General features: G+C 66.8%; 19 protein-coding genes. 7 read left to right on the top strand and 12 right to left on the bottom strand.

What is annotated here, in order from left to right; all coding sequences use genetic code 11:
- Positions 1-69: 69 nt before the first annotated feature.
- Positions 70-912: a glycine-rich domain-containing protein gene (locus ACZYSP_RS23740; RefSeq protein WP_093051705.1), complete on the bottom strand. Its 843-nt coding sequence runs from the start codon at positions 910-912 to the stop codon at positions 70-72.
- A gap of 4 nt (positions 913-916) precedes the next feature.
- The gene (gene murB, locus ACZYSP_RS23735; RefSeq protein WP_093077901.1) at positions 917-1,969 is read right to left on the bottom strand and encodes a UDP-N-acetylmuramate dehydrogenase; all 1,053 of its coding nucleotides are present in this window, start codon (positions 1,967-1,969) and stop codon (positions 917-919) included.
- 45 nt (positions 1,970-2,014) lie between these two features.
- On the opposite strand from murB, the gene ACZYSP_RS23730 reads away from it, so the two are divergent.
- Together ACZYSP_RS23730 and ACZYSP_RS23725 are read left to right on the top strand one after the other, a co-directional pair.
- Complete coding sequence (locus tag ACZYSP_RS23730) at positions 2,015-2,500, top strand: YajQ family cyclic di-GMP-binding protein (protein ID WP_093051716.1); 486 nt, start codon at positions 2,015-2,017, stop codon at positions 2,498-2,500.
- 12 nt (positions 2,501-2,512) lie between these two features.
- Positions 2,513-3,157, top strand: coding sequence for a retropepsin-like aspartic protease family protein (locus ACZYSP_RS23725; RefSeq protein WP_093051719.1), 645 nt, complete (start codon positions 2,513-2,515; stop codon positions 3,155-3,157).
- Between the two features lie 7 nt (positions 3,158-3,164).
- Here ACZYSP_RS23725 and ACZYSP_RS23720 read toward each other — a convergent pair whose 3' ends face one another.
- Genes ACZYSP_RS23720 through ACZYSP_RS23705 form a run of 4 tightly spaced genes read right to left on the bottom strand, consistent with a single transcriptional unit; the run spans position 3,165 to position 5,512 of the window.
- Positions 3,165-3,518 carry a RidA family protein gene (locus tag ACZYSP_RS23720; protein ID WP_093051722.1) on the bottom strand — a complete coding sequence of 118 codons (354 nt, stop codon included), beginning with the start codon at positions 3,516-3,518 and terminating at the stop codon, positions 3,165-3,167.
- Between the two features lie 12 nt (positions 3,519-3,530).
- Positions 3,531-4,169 carry a glycerol-3-phosphate 1-O-acyltransferase PlsY gene (plsY, locus tag ACZYSP_RS23715; RefSeq protein WP_489016912.1) on the bottom strand — a complete coding sequence of 213 codons (639 nt, stop codon included), beginning with the start codon at positions 4,167-4,169 and terminating at the stop codon, positions 3,531-3,533.
- A 30-nt stretch (positions 4,170-4,199) separates the two neighbouring features.
- Positions 4,200-5,009: a DUF6348 family protein gene (locus ACZYSP_RS23710; protein WP_489016910.1), complete on the bottom strand. Its 810-nt coding sequence runs from the start codon at positions 5,007-5,009 to the stop codon at positions 4,200-4,202.
- Positions 5,010-5,017: 8 nt separating this feature from the next.
- Positions 5,018-5,512 (bottom strand): aminoacyl-tRNA deacylase, encoded by a 495-nt coding sequence (locus ACZYSP_RS23705; RefSeq protein WP_093077904.1) that lies wholly within the window; start codon positions 5,510-5,512, stop codon positions 5,018-5,020.
- Between the two features lie 92 nt (positions 5,513-5,604).
- Between ACZYSP_RS23705 and ACZYSP_RS23700 the strand changes: the two genes are divergently transcribed.
- Positions 5,605-6,195: a hypothetical protein gene (locus tag ACZYSP_RS23700; RefSeq protein ID WP_093077905.1), complete on the top strand. Its 591-nt coding sequence runs from the start codon at positions 5,605-5,607 to the stop codon at positions 6,193-6,195.
- 1 nt (position 6,196) lies between these two features.
- Here ACZYSP_RS23700 and ACZYSP_RS23695 read toward each other — a convergent pair whose 3' ends face one another.
- On the bottom strand, positions 6,197-7,258 hold the full coding sequence (locus ACZYSP_RS23695) for an aldo/keto reductase (RefSeq protein ID WP_093077907.1): 1,062 nt from the start codon (positions 7,256-7,258) through the stop codon (positions 6,197-6,199).
- 126 nt (positions 7,259-7,384) lie between these two features.
- Between ACZYSP_RS23695 and ACZYSP_RS23690 the strand changes: the two genes are divergently transcribed.
- Positions 7,385-8,314, top strand: a complete 930-nt coding sequence (locus ACZYSP_RS23690) for an alpha/beta fold hydrolase (RefSeq protein WP_093077908.1) — start codon at positions 7,385-7,387, stop codon at positions 8,312-8,314.
- A 3-nt stretch (positions 8,315-8,317) separates the two neighbouring features.
- Here the strand turns inward: ACZYSP_RS23690 and ACZYSP_RS23685 are convergent, their stop codons facing one another.
- The gene (locus tag ACZYSP_RS23685) at positions 8,318-9,337 is read right to left on the bottom strand and encodes an aldo/keto reductase (RefSeq protein ID WP_093077910.1); all 1,020 of its coding nucleotides are present in this window, start codon (positions 9,335-9,337) and stop codon (positions 8,318-8,320) included.
- Positions 9,338-9,473: 136 nt separating this feature from the next.
- On the opposite strand from ACZYSP_RS23685, the gene ACZYSP_RS23680 reads away from it, so the two are divergent.
- From ACZYSP_RS23680 to ACZYSP_RS23670, 3 genes are all read left to right on the top strand, one after another.
- A complete protein-coding gene (locus tag ACZYSP_RS23680) occupies positions 9,474-10,376 on the top strand; it encodes a LysR family transcriptional regulator (protein WP_093077911.1) in 903 nt (300 codons plus the stop codon).
- Positions 10,377-10,477: 101 nt separating this feature from the next.
- Entirely contained in the window at positions 10,478-11,311 is an 834-nt protein-coding gene (locus tag ACZYSP_RS23675) for a MetQ/NlpA family ABC transporter substrate-binding protein (RefSeq protein WP_093077913.1), read from the top strand.
- Entirely contained in the window at positions 11,308-12,663 is a 1,356-nt protein-coding gene (locus tag ACZYSP_RS23670; protein WP_093077914.1) for an LLM class flavin-dependent oxidoreductase, read from the top strand. Before ACZYSP_RS23675 ends, ACZYSP_RS23670 begins: the two co-directional genes overlap by 4 nt.
- Positions 12,664-12,678: 15 nt before the next feature.
- Here the strand turns inward: ACZYSP_RS23670 and ACZYSP_RS23665 are convergent, their stop codons facing one another.
- The 4 genes from ACZYSP_RS23665 to ACZYSP_RS23650 are packed head-to-tail and all read right to left on the bottom strand — an operon-like array spanning position 12,679 to position 15,438.
- Positions 12,679-13,029: a cupin domain-containing protein gene (locus ACZYSP_RS23665; RefSeq protein ID WP_093077916.1), complete on the bottom strand. Its 351-nt coding sequence runs from the start codon at positions 13,027-13,029 to the stop codon at positions 12,679-12,681.
- A gap of 25 nt (positions 13,030-13,054) precedes the next feature.
- Complete coding sequence (locus tag ACZYSP_RS23660) at positions 13,055-13,882, bottom strand: MetQ/NlpA family ABC transporter substrate-binding protein (protein WP_093077917.1); 828 nt, start codon at positions 13,880-13,882, stop codon at positions 13,055-13,057.
- Between the two features lie 34 nt (positions 13,883-13,916).
- On the bottom strand, positions 13,917-14,579 hold the full coding sequence (locus tag ACZYSP_RS23655) for a methionine ABC transporter permease (protein WP_007835547.1): 663 nt from the start codon (positions 14,577-14,579) through the stop codon (positions 13,917-13,919).
- Positions 14,572-15,438, bottom strand: coding sequence for a methionine ABC transporter ATP-binding protein (locus ACZYSP_RS23650; RefSeq protein WP_093077961.1), 867 nt, complete (start codon positions 15,436-15,438; stop codon positions 14,572-14,574). Before ACZYSP_RS23650 ends, ACZYSP_RS23655 begins: the two co-directional genes overlap by 8 nt.
- Between the last annotated feature and the right edge of the window lie 200 nt (positions 15,439-15,638).

The raw sequence follows: 15,638 nt of genomic DNA, 5'->3' as shown, positions 1-15,638 counted from the left end.
CCTCCCCCTGCGAGGCAGAAACGACAACGGGCCCCTCGGGGCCCGTTTTTCATTGGTGCGCTGCGAGCGTCAGTCCCCGCCACCTCCACCGCAGCCGCCGCCACACCCGCCACCGCCGTCGGACGAGCCGCCCCCATCGCCGGAGCCGCCGTCACCGCCACTGCTCGACGACTCGCTGCCGCCGAACCCACCGGCATCACCCGCGCTGCCACCATCCGACGAAGACGATTCCCCGAAGCTGGTGCCGCACTGGGCGTCCGAGCCGATGTACCGCTCGACCGCCCGGCAGTCGGGCACATAGTGAAAGCCGCCGTCGATCGCGAACTTGACGTCCAGCGCAAACAGCAACGGCAAGCGCGCCGGCTTGCGCGGATCGATGCTCTCCTCCTTGCAGGCCCAGTACCAGGTGCGGCGCAGGCCGTCGTTGCGCCGGGCATCCTTGCCCAGTACCTCGGCCGGGCTGTGGTGCAGCATGCCGCCGAAGGCCGCCTTGCACCAGTTCTGGTAGCCCTGCGTGTGCAGGATGAACTCGTGCCAGGCCGTGTCGACCACCTTCGAAGGCATCGCCACGAACTTGCGCTCGCTGCGCAGGTGCGCCATGAAGAACTGGCGCAGGCCGCGCAGCACCAGTTCGGCGTCGCGCCGGCTGAGCTGCGGATGCGCCTCGCACAGCTTGCCGACAAGGAATGGCGGCAGCCGCGCTTCGCGGATGAACTGGCGCCGCAAGCTGGTTTCGAGGAACTTGAGCACCGCCGAAAACAGCAGCGCCACCACAATCACGGCCACCACCGAGCCCCAGCGGCGCGAGCCCAGAAACAACGCGAGCAGCGCAATGAGCGGCACCGCCCGTCGGGCCCATAGCAGCGCGCCGATGCGGCGGCGGAAATTCAGGTGCAGGAAGTCGAGATCCATGCCGTCAGACCACCACCGGCTCCGGCTCCAGCCGGATACCGAAACGCTCGTACACGCTGGTCTGGATGGCCTTGGCCAGGGTCATCACCTCGCCGCCGGTCACCGGGTTCTCGCGGCCGCCGCGGTTGACCAGCACCAGCGCCTGCCGCTCGTACACGCCAGCGTTGCCCACCGACTTGCCCTTCCAGCCGCAAGCATCGATGAGCCAGCCGGCTGCCAGCTTGATGCTGCCGTCATCCATCGGGTAGTGAACGATCTTGGGGTCGCGCGCGATGATGTCCGCGCATTGCTCGGGCGTGACGGTCGGGTTCTTGAAGAAACTGCCGGCGTTGCCCAGCACGCGCCAGTCGGGCAGCTTCGCGCGGCGAATGGCGCAGATCCAGTCGAAGACGTCTTGTGCGCTCGGCGTGAAGTTGCCGGTTTCTTCCATCTTGCGTTCGAGGTCGAGGTAGCCGACCACGGCCTTCCAGGGCTTGGGCAGGCGAAAGCGCACCCGGGTGATCACCGCCCTGCCCGCCAGGCCGAAGTCGTTCGGGCCGCTGCGCACGTGCTTGAACACCGAATCGCGATAGCCGAAGGCGCATTGGGCGGCGTCGAGCGTGAAGCTGCGGCCGGTTTCCAGGTCGAAGGCGTCGAGCGAATCGAAGCGATCTTGCAACTCGACCCCGTAGGCGCCGATGTTCTGCACCGGCGAGCCGCCCACCGTGCCCGGAATGAGAGCTAGGTTTTCCAGCCCCGGGTAGCCGTTGCGCACCATCCACTCGACGGCGTCGTGCCAGATCTCGCCGGCACCGGCCTCGACGATCCATGCGCGCGGCGTTTCTTCCACCAGCCGCAGGCCCTTGATCTCGATCTTCAGCACCAGCGGCTTGACGTCGCCCGTGAGCACGATGTTGCTGCCGCCGCCCAGCACGAACCGGGGCGCGTCGCGCCATGCCGGATCGGCGCGCAGCGCGACCAGGTCGGCCTCGCCCGCAATGCGCGCCAGATGCTGCGCACGCGCGACGATGCCGAAGCTGTTGTAGGGCTGCAGCGGGACGTTGGACTCCACGATCATGGGAGAATTGTCGCATCCAGCACCAGTGAATTCAGGAGAGAGTCCATGCCGTCCTTCGATACCGTCTGCGAGCCCAACCTGCCCGAGGTGAAGAACGCGGTCGAGAACACCGCCAAGGAAATCGGAACGCGCTTCGATTTCAAGGGCACGGCCGCCGCCGTCGAGCTCAAGGACAAGGAGATCACCATGATCGGCGACGCCGAGTTCCAGCTCGTGCAGGTGGAAGACATCCTGCGCAGCAAGCTCACCAAGCGCAGCGTCGACGTGCGTTTCCTCGACAAGGGCGACGTCCAGAAGATGGGCGGCGACAAGGTCAAGCAGGTCATCAAGGTCAAGAGCGGCATCGAAAGCGAGCAGGCCAAGAAAATCACCCGCATCGTCAAGGACAGCAAGCTCAAGGTGCAGGCAGCCATCCAGGGCGACGCGGTGCGCATCACCGGCGCCAAGCGCGACGATCTGCAAGCCGCCATGGCACTCATCAAGAAGGACGTGCCGGACATGCCGCTCACGTTCAACAACTTCCGCGACTGAGCGGCTCCCTTCATGAAAGCCCTCGTCGTCGCAGCGCAGCTGCTGGCTGCCGCTGCAGTGGCGCATGCCGCCGGCTCGGTCACCCTGACCGGCAGCATCGGCAGCCGCGCGATCCTGATCGTGAACGGCAACCCGCCCAAGACCGTGGCGGTCGGCGAGAGCTACCAGGGCGTGAAACTGCTCTCGCTGCAGGCCGAACAGGCCGTGGTCGAACTCGACGGCAAGCGCGTCAGCCTGCGCATGGACACGCCGGTCAGTATCGGCGGCGGTGGCAGCTCAGGCGGGGGCGGAAACCGTGTCGTGCTGTCGGCCGACAGCCGCGGGCATTTCATGACGCAAGGCGCCATAAACGGCCGGCCGGTCACGTTCATGCTCGACACGGGTGCGACGTCCATCGCGCTCTCGGCCGACGACGCCCAGCGCATCGGGCTCGACTACAGCAAGGGCCAGCGCGTCATGATGAACACCGCCAACGGCACGACTTCGGGCTACAAGCTGCGGCTGCAGTCGGTGCGCGTGGGCGACGTCGAGGTCTACGACATCGACGCCATCGTCTCGCCGCAGGCCATGCCCTTCGTGCTGCTGGGCAACAGCTTCATCAATCGCTTCTCGATGCGGCGCGACGCGGACCAGATGGTCCTCGAAAAACGCTATTGATTGAGCGTCAGGCCTGCGCGGCCGTCACCACGATCTCGATCTTGTAGGCCGCATTGGCCATCTTGGCCTGCACGGTGGCGCGCGGCGGCGTGTTGCCGGCCGGAATCCAGGCGTCCCACACCTCGTTCATCGCCGTGATGTCGGTGATGTCCGCCAGGAAGATCTGCGTCATGAGAATGCGCGACTTGTCGCTGCCGGCCTCGGCCAGCAGGCGATCGACCATGCCCAGCACCTGCGTGGTCTGGCCGCGGATGTCCTGCGAGGTGTCGTCGGGCACCTGGCCCGCGAGGTAGATGGTGCCGTTGTGCACGGCCGTCTCCGAGAGACGGGGGCCGACGTGGAAGCGGGTGATGGAGGCCATGGTGTTCTTTCTTCAGTCCTGTTTCTTCTTGGAGCCGAGCTTCGACTCCGTGCCGGCCGCGAGCCGGCGGATGTTTTCGCGGTGCCGCCAGATCAGCAGCAGGCTCATGACGATGAGCGCGATCAGCACTGTGCTGTCGAGCGGCCACGCGATGCCGCCGCCGACCAGATAGTAGGCCGGTGCGAAGAAGGCCGCCACCAGCGACGACAGCGACGAGTAGCGGAAGAAGACGGCGATGATCAGCCAGGTGGCGCCGGTGGCCAGCCCCAGCCAGGGCGCGACGCCCACCAGCACGCCTGCCGCCGTAGCCACGCCCTTGCCGCCCTGGAAGCCGAAGAACACCGGATACAGGTGGCCAAGAAACGCTGCCAGGCCGGCCAGGGCAGCAACGCCCTCCCCTAGCCCCCACTGCGCGCCGAACCGGTGAATCAGGAACACCGGCACCCAGCCCTTGATAGCGTCGAGCAGCAGCGTGGCCAGCGCCGCACCTTTATTACCCGAGCGCAGCACATTGGTGGCGCCGGGATTCTTGCTGCCGTAGCTGCGCGGATCGGCCATGCCGAGCGCCTTGCTCACGATGACCGCGAAGGACAGCGAGCCGATCAGGTACGACGCCACGATGGCGATGAGGGAAGGCAAGTTGAAACTCAAGACGGCACTCCGCGGGGGATGGTTGTTGTTCTATTCGGCGACGAGCGCCTGGGGCGGCGATTGGATCACAACATACTGCTTGCGAAACTCGAAGCCGCGGTCGGGCCACCGTGTCACATAGGCGCGCAGGGCCTCGGCGCCGGCGGGCCAGTCCTCGCCGTTGACGCGGCAGTCGGCCTGCACTTCACCCTCGGCGTCGCGCGCGGCATAGAGGCGCACGGCGTGGAGACTGTCCGATTCGATCTGCGGCTTGAAGGCGTCCCAGGTATTGGTGAACAGGCAGCAGGGGCAGAACGGGTGCTCTTCCTCAACCTCGGCCGCCGGCAGCGCCGCCCGGTGCGCCACGGGGCCGAACAGCACGCGCCGCTGCCGCCCCTCCTTCCAGCTCATGTCCATCGACGTGCAGTGGGCGAGTTCACCGCCCAGCGCATCCTGGAACACAACCAGATCGACCTGCGCCCACAGGTCGAACCCGCGGGTCAGGGCCTGCTCGGTGGTTTCGCCGCCCGAATGCTGGTACTCGAAGACGCCCTGCGGCAAGAGTCCGGCATGGGCCACCTCGATGGTGCTGGAGGTGCGCACGCTGCCGTCCTCGGCGCGCGAGTAGCTCAGGATCTGCGGCAGCAGCCAGAGTCCGTCGGACAGCGTGACCCAGCCATCGCGTGCGAGCGCGGCGGCCTGGCCGCGCGCCAGCAGTGCGTCGCGCAGCAACGCCGACAGGTCGAGCGATTCGGTCCATTCGCGCTCGTCGTTGCGAAAGGCAAGTGCGAACGCCGTGCCCTGGCCCGGGTTGCCAGCGGCTCGCAGGGGAAAGAAGTCGGAAGACGAGGATGTCGCCATGGCGCCGGCTATTCTGCCAGCGCACATTGCACGGGCTTCGCGCCCAGCAACCCCACGCACACCTGCGGATCGATGCCGATCAGGTAGCCGCGGCGCCCGCCGTTGAGCACGATCCTCGGCAGTTCGAGGATGGTCGATTCCACATACACCGGCATCTCGCGCCGCGTGCCGAACGGCGAAGTACCGCCCACCATGTACCCGCTGTGCCGCTGCGCCACCTCGGGCTTGCAGGGCTCGACCGACTTGGCGCCGATCTGCCGCGCGAGGTTCTTGGTCGACACCGTGCGGTTGCCGTGCATCAGCACGATCAGCGGCTTGGCGTCCTGGTCTTGCATGACCAGCGTCTTGATGACGGTGAACGGGTCGAGCCCGAGCATCTCGGCGCCGCGCTGCGCACCGCCGTGCTCGACGTACTCGTAGGGGTGCTCGGTGAAGGAGATCTTGTGCGCACGCAGCAGCTGGGTGGCGGGCGTCTCGGAGGTGTGAGTGCTTTTCTTGGCCATCTCGGTGGCAACTGCGGGTTCAGGATCGCTTCAGAAAACCTGGTGTTCCACGGCAAAAAATCTGCCGTACTACATTGAATTCCATTCCAGCCATGCAGCATACGCCAGCCCCGGTGGCCACGGCTTCGTTCTACCTCGGGCTGGTGCTGGCCGTGGTGGCGATGCACGCGGCGGTGCTCTGGCTGCTGCTGGTCGCCACGCAGCCGCACGGCCGCGAGACCGCCCCGGTGAAGCGAATGGTCATGGAGGTGGTGCAGGTCGAAGCCCCAGTGAAGGCCGTGCCTCCCGCACCGCGGGAAGCGGCGCCGCAAACCACGACTGCGACCACACGCGCGACAACCACGCGCATGCCCCGAACTGCTCGCGGCAAGGCGATCACCGTCCCCGCTACGCCAGTCACACAGCCGCCGCAAGCCACGACAACCCCCGCGCCGCTGATCCTTCATTCGGAAAGCACCCGCCGCGCCCTGCGCGACATCGGCCGCGAGCGCTCATTCGCGGAACGCGCCGGCCAGAACCTCAACGGCACCCCGCGCTCAGCCTTTGATTCCAGGTTGAGCGCAGGCGTCGCAAGCGCTGCACACGGCGACTGCATGAAGGGCCAGTTCAAAGGCGGCAACATGGGCCTGCTGAGCCTGCCAGCCCTCGCCCTGGCCGCCGCCCAGGGCGAATGTGGCCGTTGAATTACGCAGCAGGGTCGCGAATCTCCCAGCGGATCTTGTCGATCTCCGCCAGGATTTCCGCCGACAACGTGGTGCCGTACACGTCCAGGTCTTCTTCCAGCTGCGCCACCGAGGTCACGCCGATGATCGTGCTCGCCACCTGCCACTTCGTGTAGCAGAAGGCCAGCGCCAGCTGCGTCGGCGTCAGGCCGTTGTCGCGGGCCAGCTGGTTGTAGCGCTTGGCCGCGCGCAGCGAATCGGGGCGGCCCCAACGCTGCTTGCGCACCGATTCGTAGCTCGAAATCCGCGCGCCCTTCGGCGCATCCGGCCCTTCGATGCCGCTCTGGTCGTACTTGCCCGTCAGCAGGCCGAAGGCCAGCGGCGAATACGCCAGCAGCGACACGCCCAGCCGGTGCATCGTCTCGTCCAGCCCGTTCTCGTAGCCGCGGCTGATGAGGCTGTACACGTTCTGCACCGTCGCCACGCGCGGCAGCCCGTGCTGCTCGGCCAGCCGCACGAACTCGTGCACGCCGTACGGCGTTTCGTTCGACAGGCCGATGGCGCGCACCTTGCCCGCCTTCACCAGCTTGCCCAGCGCTTCGAGCTGCTCGTGGATCGGCGTCTTCGAGGTTTCCTTCGCCGGGTCGTAATACATGTTGCCGAACAGCGGCACGTGGCGCTCCGGCCAGTGGATCTGGTAGAGGTCGATGACGTCCGTGCGCAGCCGCTTCAGGCTGGCGTTGCACGAGGCTTCGATGTCGGCCGCCGTCATGCCGCTGCCTTCGCGCACCCAGGGCATGCCGCGCGACGGGCCGGCCACCTTGGTCGCGACCACCAGCTTCTCGCGCGCACCGGGGTTGGCGGCGAACCAGTTGCCGATGATGGTCTCGGTGACGCTGTAGGTTTCCTTGCGCGTGGGTACCGAGTACATCTCGGCGGTGTCGATGAAGTCGACGCCGCGCTCGAGCGAGCGGCTCAGGATGGCGTGGGAGGTGGGCTCGTCGACCTGTTCGCCGAAGGTCATCGTGCCAAGGCAGATCGGGGTGACGTGCAGGTCGCTTTGACCGAGTTGGATCTTTTTCATGCGCGGGATGCTACCGCCCCGCCCCACAGCCTGCTGGCCGCCCCATCAAAACCCGAGCGTTCCGCCCCCGCCCGCTGTCCTGTGCCGGACTGCGTCAGCACAAAGGCCTCTTTATCATCGACGCCCATGTACCAAGCCCTCCGCCCCTCCCGCAGCGAATTCGTGCCCGTGCGCAACCTCAGCTACCACGTGCGCCTCTGGGGCCAGCCCTCCGACGAGCGCCCGCCGCTCGTGCTGGTGCATGGCTGGATGGACGTGGCCGCATCGTGGCAGTTCGTGGTCGATGCGATGGAGGAAGACCGCTTCATCATCGCCCCCGACTGGCGCGGCTTCGGCCTGACCGACGGCGGCGGCGTCGACAACTACTGGCTCGCCGACTACCTGGCGGACCTCGAGTGGCTGCTCGACCACTACGCAGGCGAAGACGACAGCGCCCGGCAGGTCGACCTCGTCGGCCACAGCATGGGCGGCAACGTCGTCATGCACTACGCCGGCGTGCGGCCCCAGCGCATCCGCCGCTTGGTCAATCTCGAAGGCTTCGGCATGCCCGCGCGCAAGCCCGAGGAAGCGCCCGCGCGCTACGGCCAGTGGATCGACGAGCTCAAGCGCCTGCATCGCGGCGAGATGGCGCTGGCTGGCTATTCGGCCGTGGAGGGCGTGGCGCGCCGCCTCATGAAGACCAACCCCCGCCTCACGCCCGACAAGGCCAACTGGCTGGCCAGCCACTGGTCGGTGAACCACGCCCAGCCCGACGGCAGCGAGCGCTGGCAGATCCTCGGCGAGGCGGCGCACAAGATCGTCAACGCACACATCTTCCGCGTCGACGAAACGCTGGCGCTCTACGCGCGCATCACCGCTCCGTTGCTGATGGTCGAGGCATCCGACGACAGCCTGAAAGGCTGGTGGAAGAGCCGCTACACGCTCGACGAATTCCACGAGCGCCTGAGGTCGGTTGCCAACAGCCGCATCGAGCGCCTCGAAGACGCCGGTCACATGCTGCACCACGACCAGCCGCAGCGTGTGGCGCGGATGATCGAGGAGTTCCTCGCGAACTGAGGCTCAGGCGCGGCGCGATTCGCTGTCGAGGCTCGCCATCTGCGCCGCCGCATAGCGGTCGCCAGCCGCAGCGCCCTTCGGCACCGCCCGCTCGATGGCTGCGAAGTCGTCGGCCGCCAGCTTCACGTTCAGCGCGCCCAGCGCTTCTTCCAGCCGCGTGCGCTGCCGCGCGCCGATCAGCGGCACGATGTCGTCGCCCTGCGCCGCCACCCACGCAATGGCGATCTGCGCGACGGTGACGCCCCTGGCCTCGGCGATCTTGCGCAGCGCATCGACCAGCGCGAGGTTGCGGTCCACGTTCTCGCCCTGGAAGCGCGGGCTGTGCGCCCGGAAATCCTTCTCGCCCGCCGCATCCTTCTTCCAGTGCCCGCTGATCAGGCCGCGCGAGAGCACGCCGTACGCGGTGATGCCGATGCCCAGCTCGCGGCAGGTCGCGAGGATGTCGTCCTCGATGCCGCGCGAGATCAGCGAATACTCGATCTGCAGGTCGCAGATCGAGTGCACGGCCGCCGCCTTGCGGATGGTCTGCGAGCCGACTTCCGACAGGCCGATGTGGCGCACGTAGCCCGCCTTCACCAGGTCGGCGATGGCGCCGATGGTGTCTTCGATAGGCACGTTCGGGTCGAGCCGCGCCGGGCGGTAGATGTCGATGTGGTCCACGCCCAGGCGCTGCAGCGAGTAGGTAGCGAAGTTCTTCACCGCCGCGGGCCGAGCGTCGTAGCCAACCCAGCCACCGGCCGGGTCGCGCATGGCGCCGAACTTCACGCTGACCAGTGCGGCATCGCGCTGCGAACCCTTGAGGCCCTTGAGCGCTTCGCCGATCAGCATTTCGTTGTGGCCGCTGCCGTAGAAGTCGCCGGTATCTAGCAGCGTGATGCCCGCGTCCATCGCGGCATGGATGGTGGCGATGCTTTCTGCGCGATCCGAAGGGCCGTACATGCCCGACATGCCCATGCAGCCGAGACCGAAGGCGGAAACCTTGGGGCCGTTCATGGCCTTGGTGCCGAGTTGAAGTGTGTTCATTGCAGTGTCCTTTCTGACTTTTTGACTGTGGCCGGACGCGGTTGCGAACGGCATGGCGCTAGTCTGGAAGGAATCGGCCCGTTCGATAATCCGTCCGGCAGCGCACGGGTTGTGCAGAAAAACGCACAATCCCGCCATGACCGATCCCGATCTTTCCGATCTCGGCGCCTTTGTTGCCGTGACCCGGGCGCGCGGCTTTCGCGGCGCCGCCACGCTGCGCGGCGTATCGCCCTCCTCGCTCAGCGAGGCCATGCGGCGGCTCGAAGCGCAGCTTGGCGTGCGCCTGCTGAACCGCACGACGCGCAGCGTCACACCCACCGAAGCCGGCCAGCGGCTGCTGGACCGCATCTCGCCCGCGCTCGACGACATCGCGGGCGCGCTCGACACGCTCAACAGCTTTCGCGACAGTCCCACCGGCACGCTGCGGCTGAACGTACCGACGATCGTGACGCAGCGCGTGCTGCCGCCGCTGGCCAGCCGCTTCCTGGCGGAGCACCCGGGCATCACGCTGGAGATCACGACCAACGACACCTTCATCGACGTACTCGCCGCGGGCTTCGATGCCGGCATCCGCTACGACGAGAGCATTGCGCGCGACATGATCGCCGTGCCTCTGGGCCCTCGCACGCAGCGCTTCGTGGCCGCGGCGTCGCCTGCCTACCTGGCGAAGCACGGAACGCCCAGGCACCCGACCGACCTGCTGCAGCACGCCTGCATCGCCCACCGTTTCCCGAGCGGCGTGCTCGCCACCTGGGGCTTCGTGCGCAAGGGCAAGGCCGTCAAGATCACGCCGGCAGGGCCGCTGATCGCGTCGATGCTCGACCTCGAACTGCACGCCGCCGAGTCGGGCCTGGGCCTGATCTACACCTTCGACGAATACCTGCGGCCCTCCATCGACCGCGGCACGCTGGTGCCCGTGCTCGAAGACTGGTGGCAGAGTTTTTCGGGGCCGTTCCTGTACTACCCGAGCCGTACGCACATGCCTGCGCCGCTGCGCGCGTTCGTCGACTTCCTGAAGAACGAAAGCCAGCCCGCCTGATATTCGACAAGCGGATATCGAAGCGCACGAATCTTCGTTCGCGCCGCAGGCACCGCGACCTAGAGTGCGCAGCTCCCTCTTGCCTCCCGGAGTTGCCTGTCATGCGCTTTTCTTCGCGCGCGCCCTCGCTGGCGCGCTGGTCCGCCCCACTGCTCGGCGGCCTTGCCCTGAGCCTGCTTCTTCAGGTTTCCGCCCACGCCGCCGACCTGCGCGTGGGCTTCATGCCCGGCCCGTACCGCGATGCCTTCACGAACGGCATCGAGCCCCAGCTGAAGAAGCTCGGCTACACCGTCAAGTACGTCGAGTTCAGCCAGGGCGTGCAGCCCAACGACGCAGTCGAGCGCGGGCAGATCGACGCCAACATCTTCCAGCACACGCTGTACCTCAACGCCACCAACAAGCAGCAGGGCTTCGACCTCGTGCCGGTGGTGCATGTGCCGACGCCGCCGATGGGCCTGTACTCGCAGCGCCACAAGTCGCTCGACACGGTGCCCGACGGCGCCACGGTCACGCTGCCTTCGGACCCGGTGAACGCGGCGCGCGCGCTCAACATCCTCGCGGCCGTCGGCTGGGTCACGCTCAAGCCGGGCGTGAGTCCGCTGGCCGTGTCGGAGCGCGACATCGTGAACAACCCGAAGCGCCTGAAGCTCGTGCCGCTCGAAGCCGCGCAGGCCCCGCGCTCGCTGGCCGATGCCGACATCGCCGCCGTGCAGGGCAACTTCGCGGTGGCCTCGGGCCTGAAGCTCACCGATGCGCTCAAGCTCGAAAACATGACGCTGCCCTACGTGAACGTGGTGGCCGTCAAGCGCAGCAACGAGCAAGCCCAGTTCGCGAAAGACATTGCGGCGGCCTACCAGTCGGCCGAGTTCCAGCGCTTCTTCAGGGCCAACCCGACATGGGCCGGCTACCGGCTGCCCGACTACTTCTCCCAATGAGCCTTTCGACCAGCCCCAAGCCCCGGCAACTGCACCTCAACGTCAACATCCTGCATTCGGGCTTCGTGCCCTCGGCATGGCGCCTGCCGGAGAGCGATCCGCGGGCCTTTGCCGACATCCGGCATTACATCCGCACGGCGCAGATCGCCGAGGCGGCCAAGCTCGATGCGGTGTTTCTCGCGGACAACGCGGCCATCGTCGACCAGATCAACTTCCGCCCGATCACCGCACTGGAACCCACGGTGCTGCTGGCCTGCGTGGCCGCGGCCACCACGCACATCGGCCTGATCGCCACTGCCTCGACCAGCTACAACGAGCCCTACAACATCGCCCGCCGCTTCGCCACGCTCGACCATGTGAGCGGTGGCCGCGCGGGCTGGAACGTGGTGACCACGGCCGACCTGCCCTCAGCACGCAACTTCGGCCTCGACGCCACGCCCGACCATGCGAAGCGCTACGCACGCGCCTCGGAGTTCACCGACATCGTGAAGGCGCTGTGGGACAGCTGGGAGGACGACGCCTTCATCGGCGACAAGGCCACCGGCAACTTCATCGACACAACGAAGGTGCACGCCATTGCGCACCGCGGCGAACACTTCGCGGTGCAGGGCCCGCTGAACCTGCCGCGCCCGCCGCAGGGCCATCCGGTGCTGGTGCAGGCCGGTGCTTCGGCCGACGGGCGCGAGCTGGCGTCGCGCCATGCGGAGGCAGTGTTCTCGGCCTCGCAATCGTTCGAGGAATCTCTGGCGTATGCCCGCGCGCTGAAGACACGCGCCGCCGAACTGGGCCGCGGCCCCGACGCAGTGAAGGTGCTCGCGGGCCTGACCACCATCGTCGGCAGCACCGAGGCCGAAGCCCGCCGCCGGCGCGACGAGCTGGTCGACCTGATTCCGTGGGACTACAGCCTGACGCGCATCGCCGGCACGCTGGGCATTGCGCCCGACCGCCTGAAGCTCGACGAGCGCCTGCCCGACGACCTCCCACTGCCCGGCAATGGCAACGGCAACCACACCTTCTTCAATGCAGTGGTCGCGGCGGGCCGCACGCACGGCTACACGGTGCGGCAGTTGATTCGCGAACTGGCGGGCGGCGGTGGGCACCGCGTGATCGTGGGCACGCCGGAGCAGATCGCGGACGACATCGAGCGCTGGTTCAGGGCCGGTGCGGCCGATGGGTTCAACCTGATGCCCGATGCGCTGCCGCATGGGCTGCAGGATTTTGTCGACGGCGTGGTGCCGATCCTGCAGAAGCGCGGGATCTTTCGCACCGAGTACGAAGGCCGCACGCTGCGCGACCATCTGGGGCTGGCGCGGCCCGCTGGTCGAGCGGCGCAACAGCGGCTGGCGGCCTGAGACCGGCCGCGCCCTTCACTCTTCGTCGGCGTCGTTACCCGTGAGGGACAGCACTTCTTCGACGAAAGCTTCGAACAGCGGCAGCGCGGCAGGCAAGCCGTCGAGCGACTCAGCCTCGCCTGCATCGAAGAAATGCGGCTTGCCAGCCGGCATGGCAGCCCACTCGCCAGCCTCCAGCAGCAGCCCCAGGTAGCCGTCGGCAGTCGGCACGTAGAACAGCCCCGCGTTGTCGAGCACGCGCTGCCCCTTCTTCTTGCCACGCCCCCAACTCACGCCCTGCCCGGCCAGGTGTTCGGTGATCCAGCCGTCGCACACATGTGTGTCGCGCCAGCTTCCCTGAGCATCGAATACAGCCAGAACGGGCATGGGAGTCCTTTTCTTGCGGGAAGAGTTATTGCAGGAAGCTGGGCTTGGCGTAGCCCTGGAACTTGCTGTCGACCACGGCCTTGAACTCCTTCGAGCGGTAGGCATCAGCGATGTCCTTGGCCCACTGGGTGTTCTTGTCGGCGGTCTTCACGGCGACCACATTCAGGTAGTAGTCGGGCGTTTTCTCGAGCACCACGGCCTCGGTGAGCTTCAGGCCCGACGAGATCGCGAAGTTGCCGTTGACGATGGCGTATTCAGTGTCGCCCAGCGAGCGTGGCAGTTGCGCAGCTTCGAGCGGAATGAACTTCAGCTTCTTCGGGTTCTCGGCCACGTCCTTTTCGGACGCGCGCAACGGATCGATGCCGGTCTTGATGGTGATCAGCTTGTTCTGCTCCAGCAGCACCAGCGCGCGGGCCAGGTTGCTCGGATCGTTCGGCAGCGTCACGCGGTCGCCTTCCTTCACGTCGGCCAGCGTCTTGCGCTTGGTCGAGTACACGCCCATGGGCGCGATCGGGCCTTGCACCAGTTCGGAGAGGTCGAGCTTCTGGTCGGCTGCGAACTTCTTCAGGTACACCTGATGCTGGAAGAAATTGGCGTCGAGCGAGCCCTGGGCCAGCGCCAGGTTGGGCTGCACGTAGTCGTTGAACTCGACCAGCTTCACCTTGTAGCCCTTCTTTTCGAGGATGGGCACGATGCCGGCCTTGAGCTGGTCGGCGTTGGAGCCGGCGGTGCCGCCGATCACGAGGTTCTTCTTGGCGGGGTCTTGCGCGTGGGCCTGCAGCGAGAGGCCGCCGAGGGAGACGGCAGCCAGGGACAGGGCGAGAACGGAACGGCGCAGGAATGCGGTTTTCATGAGATAGGGAAAGCAGGGAAGAAAAGAGAAGGAATCAACGCTTGTCGAGCCTGCTTGCCGTGGTGTTACCCACGAATTGCAGGATCTGTACCAGCACCACGAGCAGCGCCACGGTGAGCACCATCACGTCGGTCTGGAAACGGTAGTAGCCGTAGCGGATGGCCAGGTCGCCGATGCCGCCGCCGCCCACCACGCCGGCCACCGCCGAGTACGAGAGAAAGCTCACGGCCAGCACGGTCAGTGCCAGCACCAGCCCCGAACGGGCCTCGACCAGCAGCACGCGCCAGACGATCTGCAGCTCGGTCGCGCCCATGGCGTGGGCCGCCTCGATCACGCCGCGCGGCACTTCGCGCAGGCACTGGTCGACCAGCCGGGCAAGGTACGGAATGGCCGCGAACGACAGCGGCACCGCGGCCGCCAGCGGCCCGATCGACGTGCCCGCAATCACCCGCGTGAATGGCACCAGGGCCACCAGCAAGATGATGAAAGGGAATGAACGCACCGTGTTCACCAGCCAGTTGAGCACCAGGAACGCGGGCTTGTTCTCCAGCGACTGGCCGGGGCCCAGCAGGAACAGCAGGATGCCCAGCGGCCCGCCGATGAGCACGGCGGCCGACAGGCCGATGGCCAGCATCATGAAGGTCTGGCCGGTGGCGACCCACAGCTCGGGGAGGATGGGGGCGATGTTCTCAAACATAGGCCAGCTCCTGTGCGCCGAGCTGCGAGGGCGGGCGCGGCGAATAGGGTTCGCGCGCCTCGCGTTCGCGGCGGCGCACCAGTTCGTCGATTTCGCGGCCCAGCGCGGTCTTGCGCTCCACGCTCGGAGCGTCGACCGCGAACTGCTCCACCAGCCGGCCCTTTTCGAGGATGGCCACGTTGCGGCACAGCACCTCGACCACCGACAGCTCGTGCGTGACGATCACGATGGTCACGCCGATCTTCTGGTTGATTTCGCGCAGCGTTTCCAGCAGCGAGCGCGTGGTTTCGGAGTCGAGCGCCGAGGTGGGCTCGTCGCACAGCAGCACCTGCGGGCGCGGCGCCAGCGCGCGGGCAATGGCCACGCGCTGCTTCTGGCCGCCGGAGAGCTGGGCCGGGTAGGTGTCGATCTTCTCGGCCAGGCCCACGAGCGCCAGGCATTCGCGCACACGTGCGTTGATTTCGGCCTTTGAATGGCGGCCGTGGATCTTCAGCGGGAAGGCCACGTTGTCGAACACCGTGGCGTTCTGCAGCAGGTTGAACTGCTGGAAGATCATGCCGATGTTCTGGCGCGTATCGCGCAGCTCGCGGCGCGAGAGCGTGGTGAGGTCGCGCCCGCCGACGAAGACCTGGCCCGAATCGGGCCGCTCCAGCAGGTTGATGAGGCGCAGCAGCGTCGATTTGCCGGCGCCGCTCTTGCCGATCAGGCCGAACACGTCGCCCTGCTGGATGTCGAGCGACAGCGACTGCACGGCGTCGAACACCTCGCCATTGGGCAAGGCGAAAGACTTCTGCACCGATTGAAGACGGATGACTGGCGCCGCGTGGCCGCGGCCCGCGTCAGGCGTAGGGTGGGTCATGGAAAAGAAGCGCAGCCCGCGCAAAGGCAGGTCGCGGAGGTTCGCAAAAAGGTGCCGAGTATGAAAAGAAACGCAGCGAAAGGGAACGAACAAAAAGGATGCTGTTTATACGCATATGCGCATAAGGAAATCCTGCAGCGGGCAAGACACGCCATATCGATATGCGCATTGGTTCGTTCCCAAACGCTGGCGGCAATGCC

It is taken from the genome of Variovorax sp. F042, assembly GCF_057814215.1.
Note: the sequence above shows the minus strand (reverse complement) of the source record. Positions and strands in the feature narration are given on the sequence as shown.

Coding starts and splice junctions, on each gene's coding strand:
- ACZYSP_RS23740 (WP_093051705.1), bottom strand. CDS start 912: ATGGATCTCGACTTCCTGCACCTGAATTTCCGCCGCCGCATCGGCGCG.
- murB (WP_093077901.1), bottom strand. CDS start 1,969: ATGATCGTGGAGTCCAACGTCCCGCTGCAGCCCTACAACAGCTTCGGC.
- ACZYSP_RS23730 (WP_093051716.1), top strand. CDS start 2,015: ATGCCGTCCTTCGATACCGTCTGCGAGCCCAACCTGCCCGAGGTGAAG.
- ACZYSP_RS23725 (WP_093051719.1), top strand. CDS start 2,513: ATGAAAGCCCTCGTCGTCGCAGCGCAGCTGCTGGCTGCCGCTGCAGTG.
- ACZYSP_RS23720 (WP_093051722.1), bottom strand. CDS start 3,518: ATGGCCTCCATCACCCGCTTCCACGTCGGCCCCCGTCTCTCGGAGACG.
- ACZYSP_RS23710 (WP_489016910.1), bottom strand. CDS start 5,009: ATGGCGACATCCTCGTCTTCCGACTTCTTTCCCCTGCGAGCCGCTGGC.
- ACZYSP_RS23705 (WP_093077904.1), bottom strand. CDS start 5,512: ATGGCCAAGAAAAGCACTCACACCTCCGAGACGCCCGCCACCCAGCTG.
- ACZYSP_RS23700 (WP_093077905.1), top strand. CDS start 5,605: ATGCAGCATACGCCAGCCCCGGTGGCCACGGCTTCGTTCTACCTCGGG.
- ACZYSP_RS23695 (WP_093077907.1), bottom strand. CDS start 7,258: ATGAAAAAGATCCAACTCGGTCAAAGCGACCTGCACGTCACCCCGATC.
- ACZYSP_RS23690 (WP_093077908.1), top strand. CDS start 7,385: ATGTACCAAGCCCTCCGCCCCTCCCGCAGCGAATTCGTGCCCGTGCGC.
- ACZYSP_RS23685 (WP_093077910.1), bottom strand. CDS start 9,337: ATGAACACACTTCAACTCGGCACCAAGGCCATGAACGGCCCCAAGGTT.
- ACZYSP_RS23680 (WP_093077911.1), top strand. CDS start 9,474: ATGACCGATCCCGATCTTTCCGATCTCGGCGCCTTTGTTGCCGTGACC.
- ACZYSP_RS23675 (WP_093077913.1), top strand. CDS start 10,478: ATGCGCTTTTCTTCGCGCGCGCCCTCGCTGGCGCGCTGGTCCGCCCCA.
- ACZYSP_RS23670 (WP_093077914.1), top strand. CDS start 11,308: ATGAGCCTTTCGACCAGCCCCAAGCCCCGGCAACTGCACCTCAACGTC.
- ACZYSP_RS23665 (WP_093077916.1), bottom strand. CDS start 13,029: ATGCCCGTTCTGGCTGTATTCGATGCTCAGGGAAGCTGGCGCGACACA.
- ACZYSP_RS23660 (WP_093077917.1), bottom strand. CDS start 13,882: ATGAAAACCGCATTCCTGCGCCGTTCCGTTCTCGCCCTGTCCCTGGCT.
- ACZYSP_RS23655 (WP_007835547.1), bottom strand. CDS start 14,579: ATGTTTGAGAACATCGCCCCCATCCTCCCCGAGCTGTGGGTCGCCACC.
- ACZYSP_RS23650 (WP_093077961.1), bottom strand. CDS start 15,438: ATGACCCACCCTACGCCTGACGCGGGCCGCGGCCACGCGGCGCCAGTC.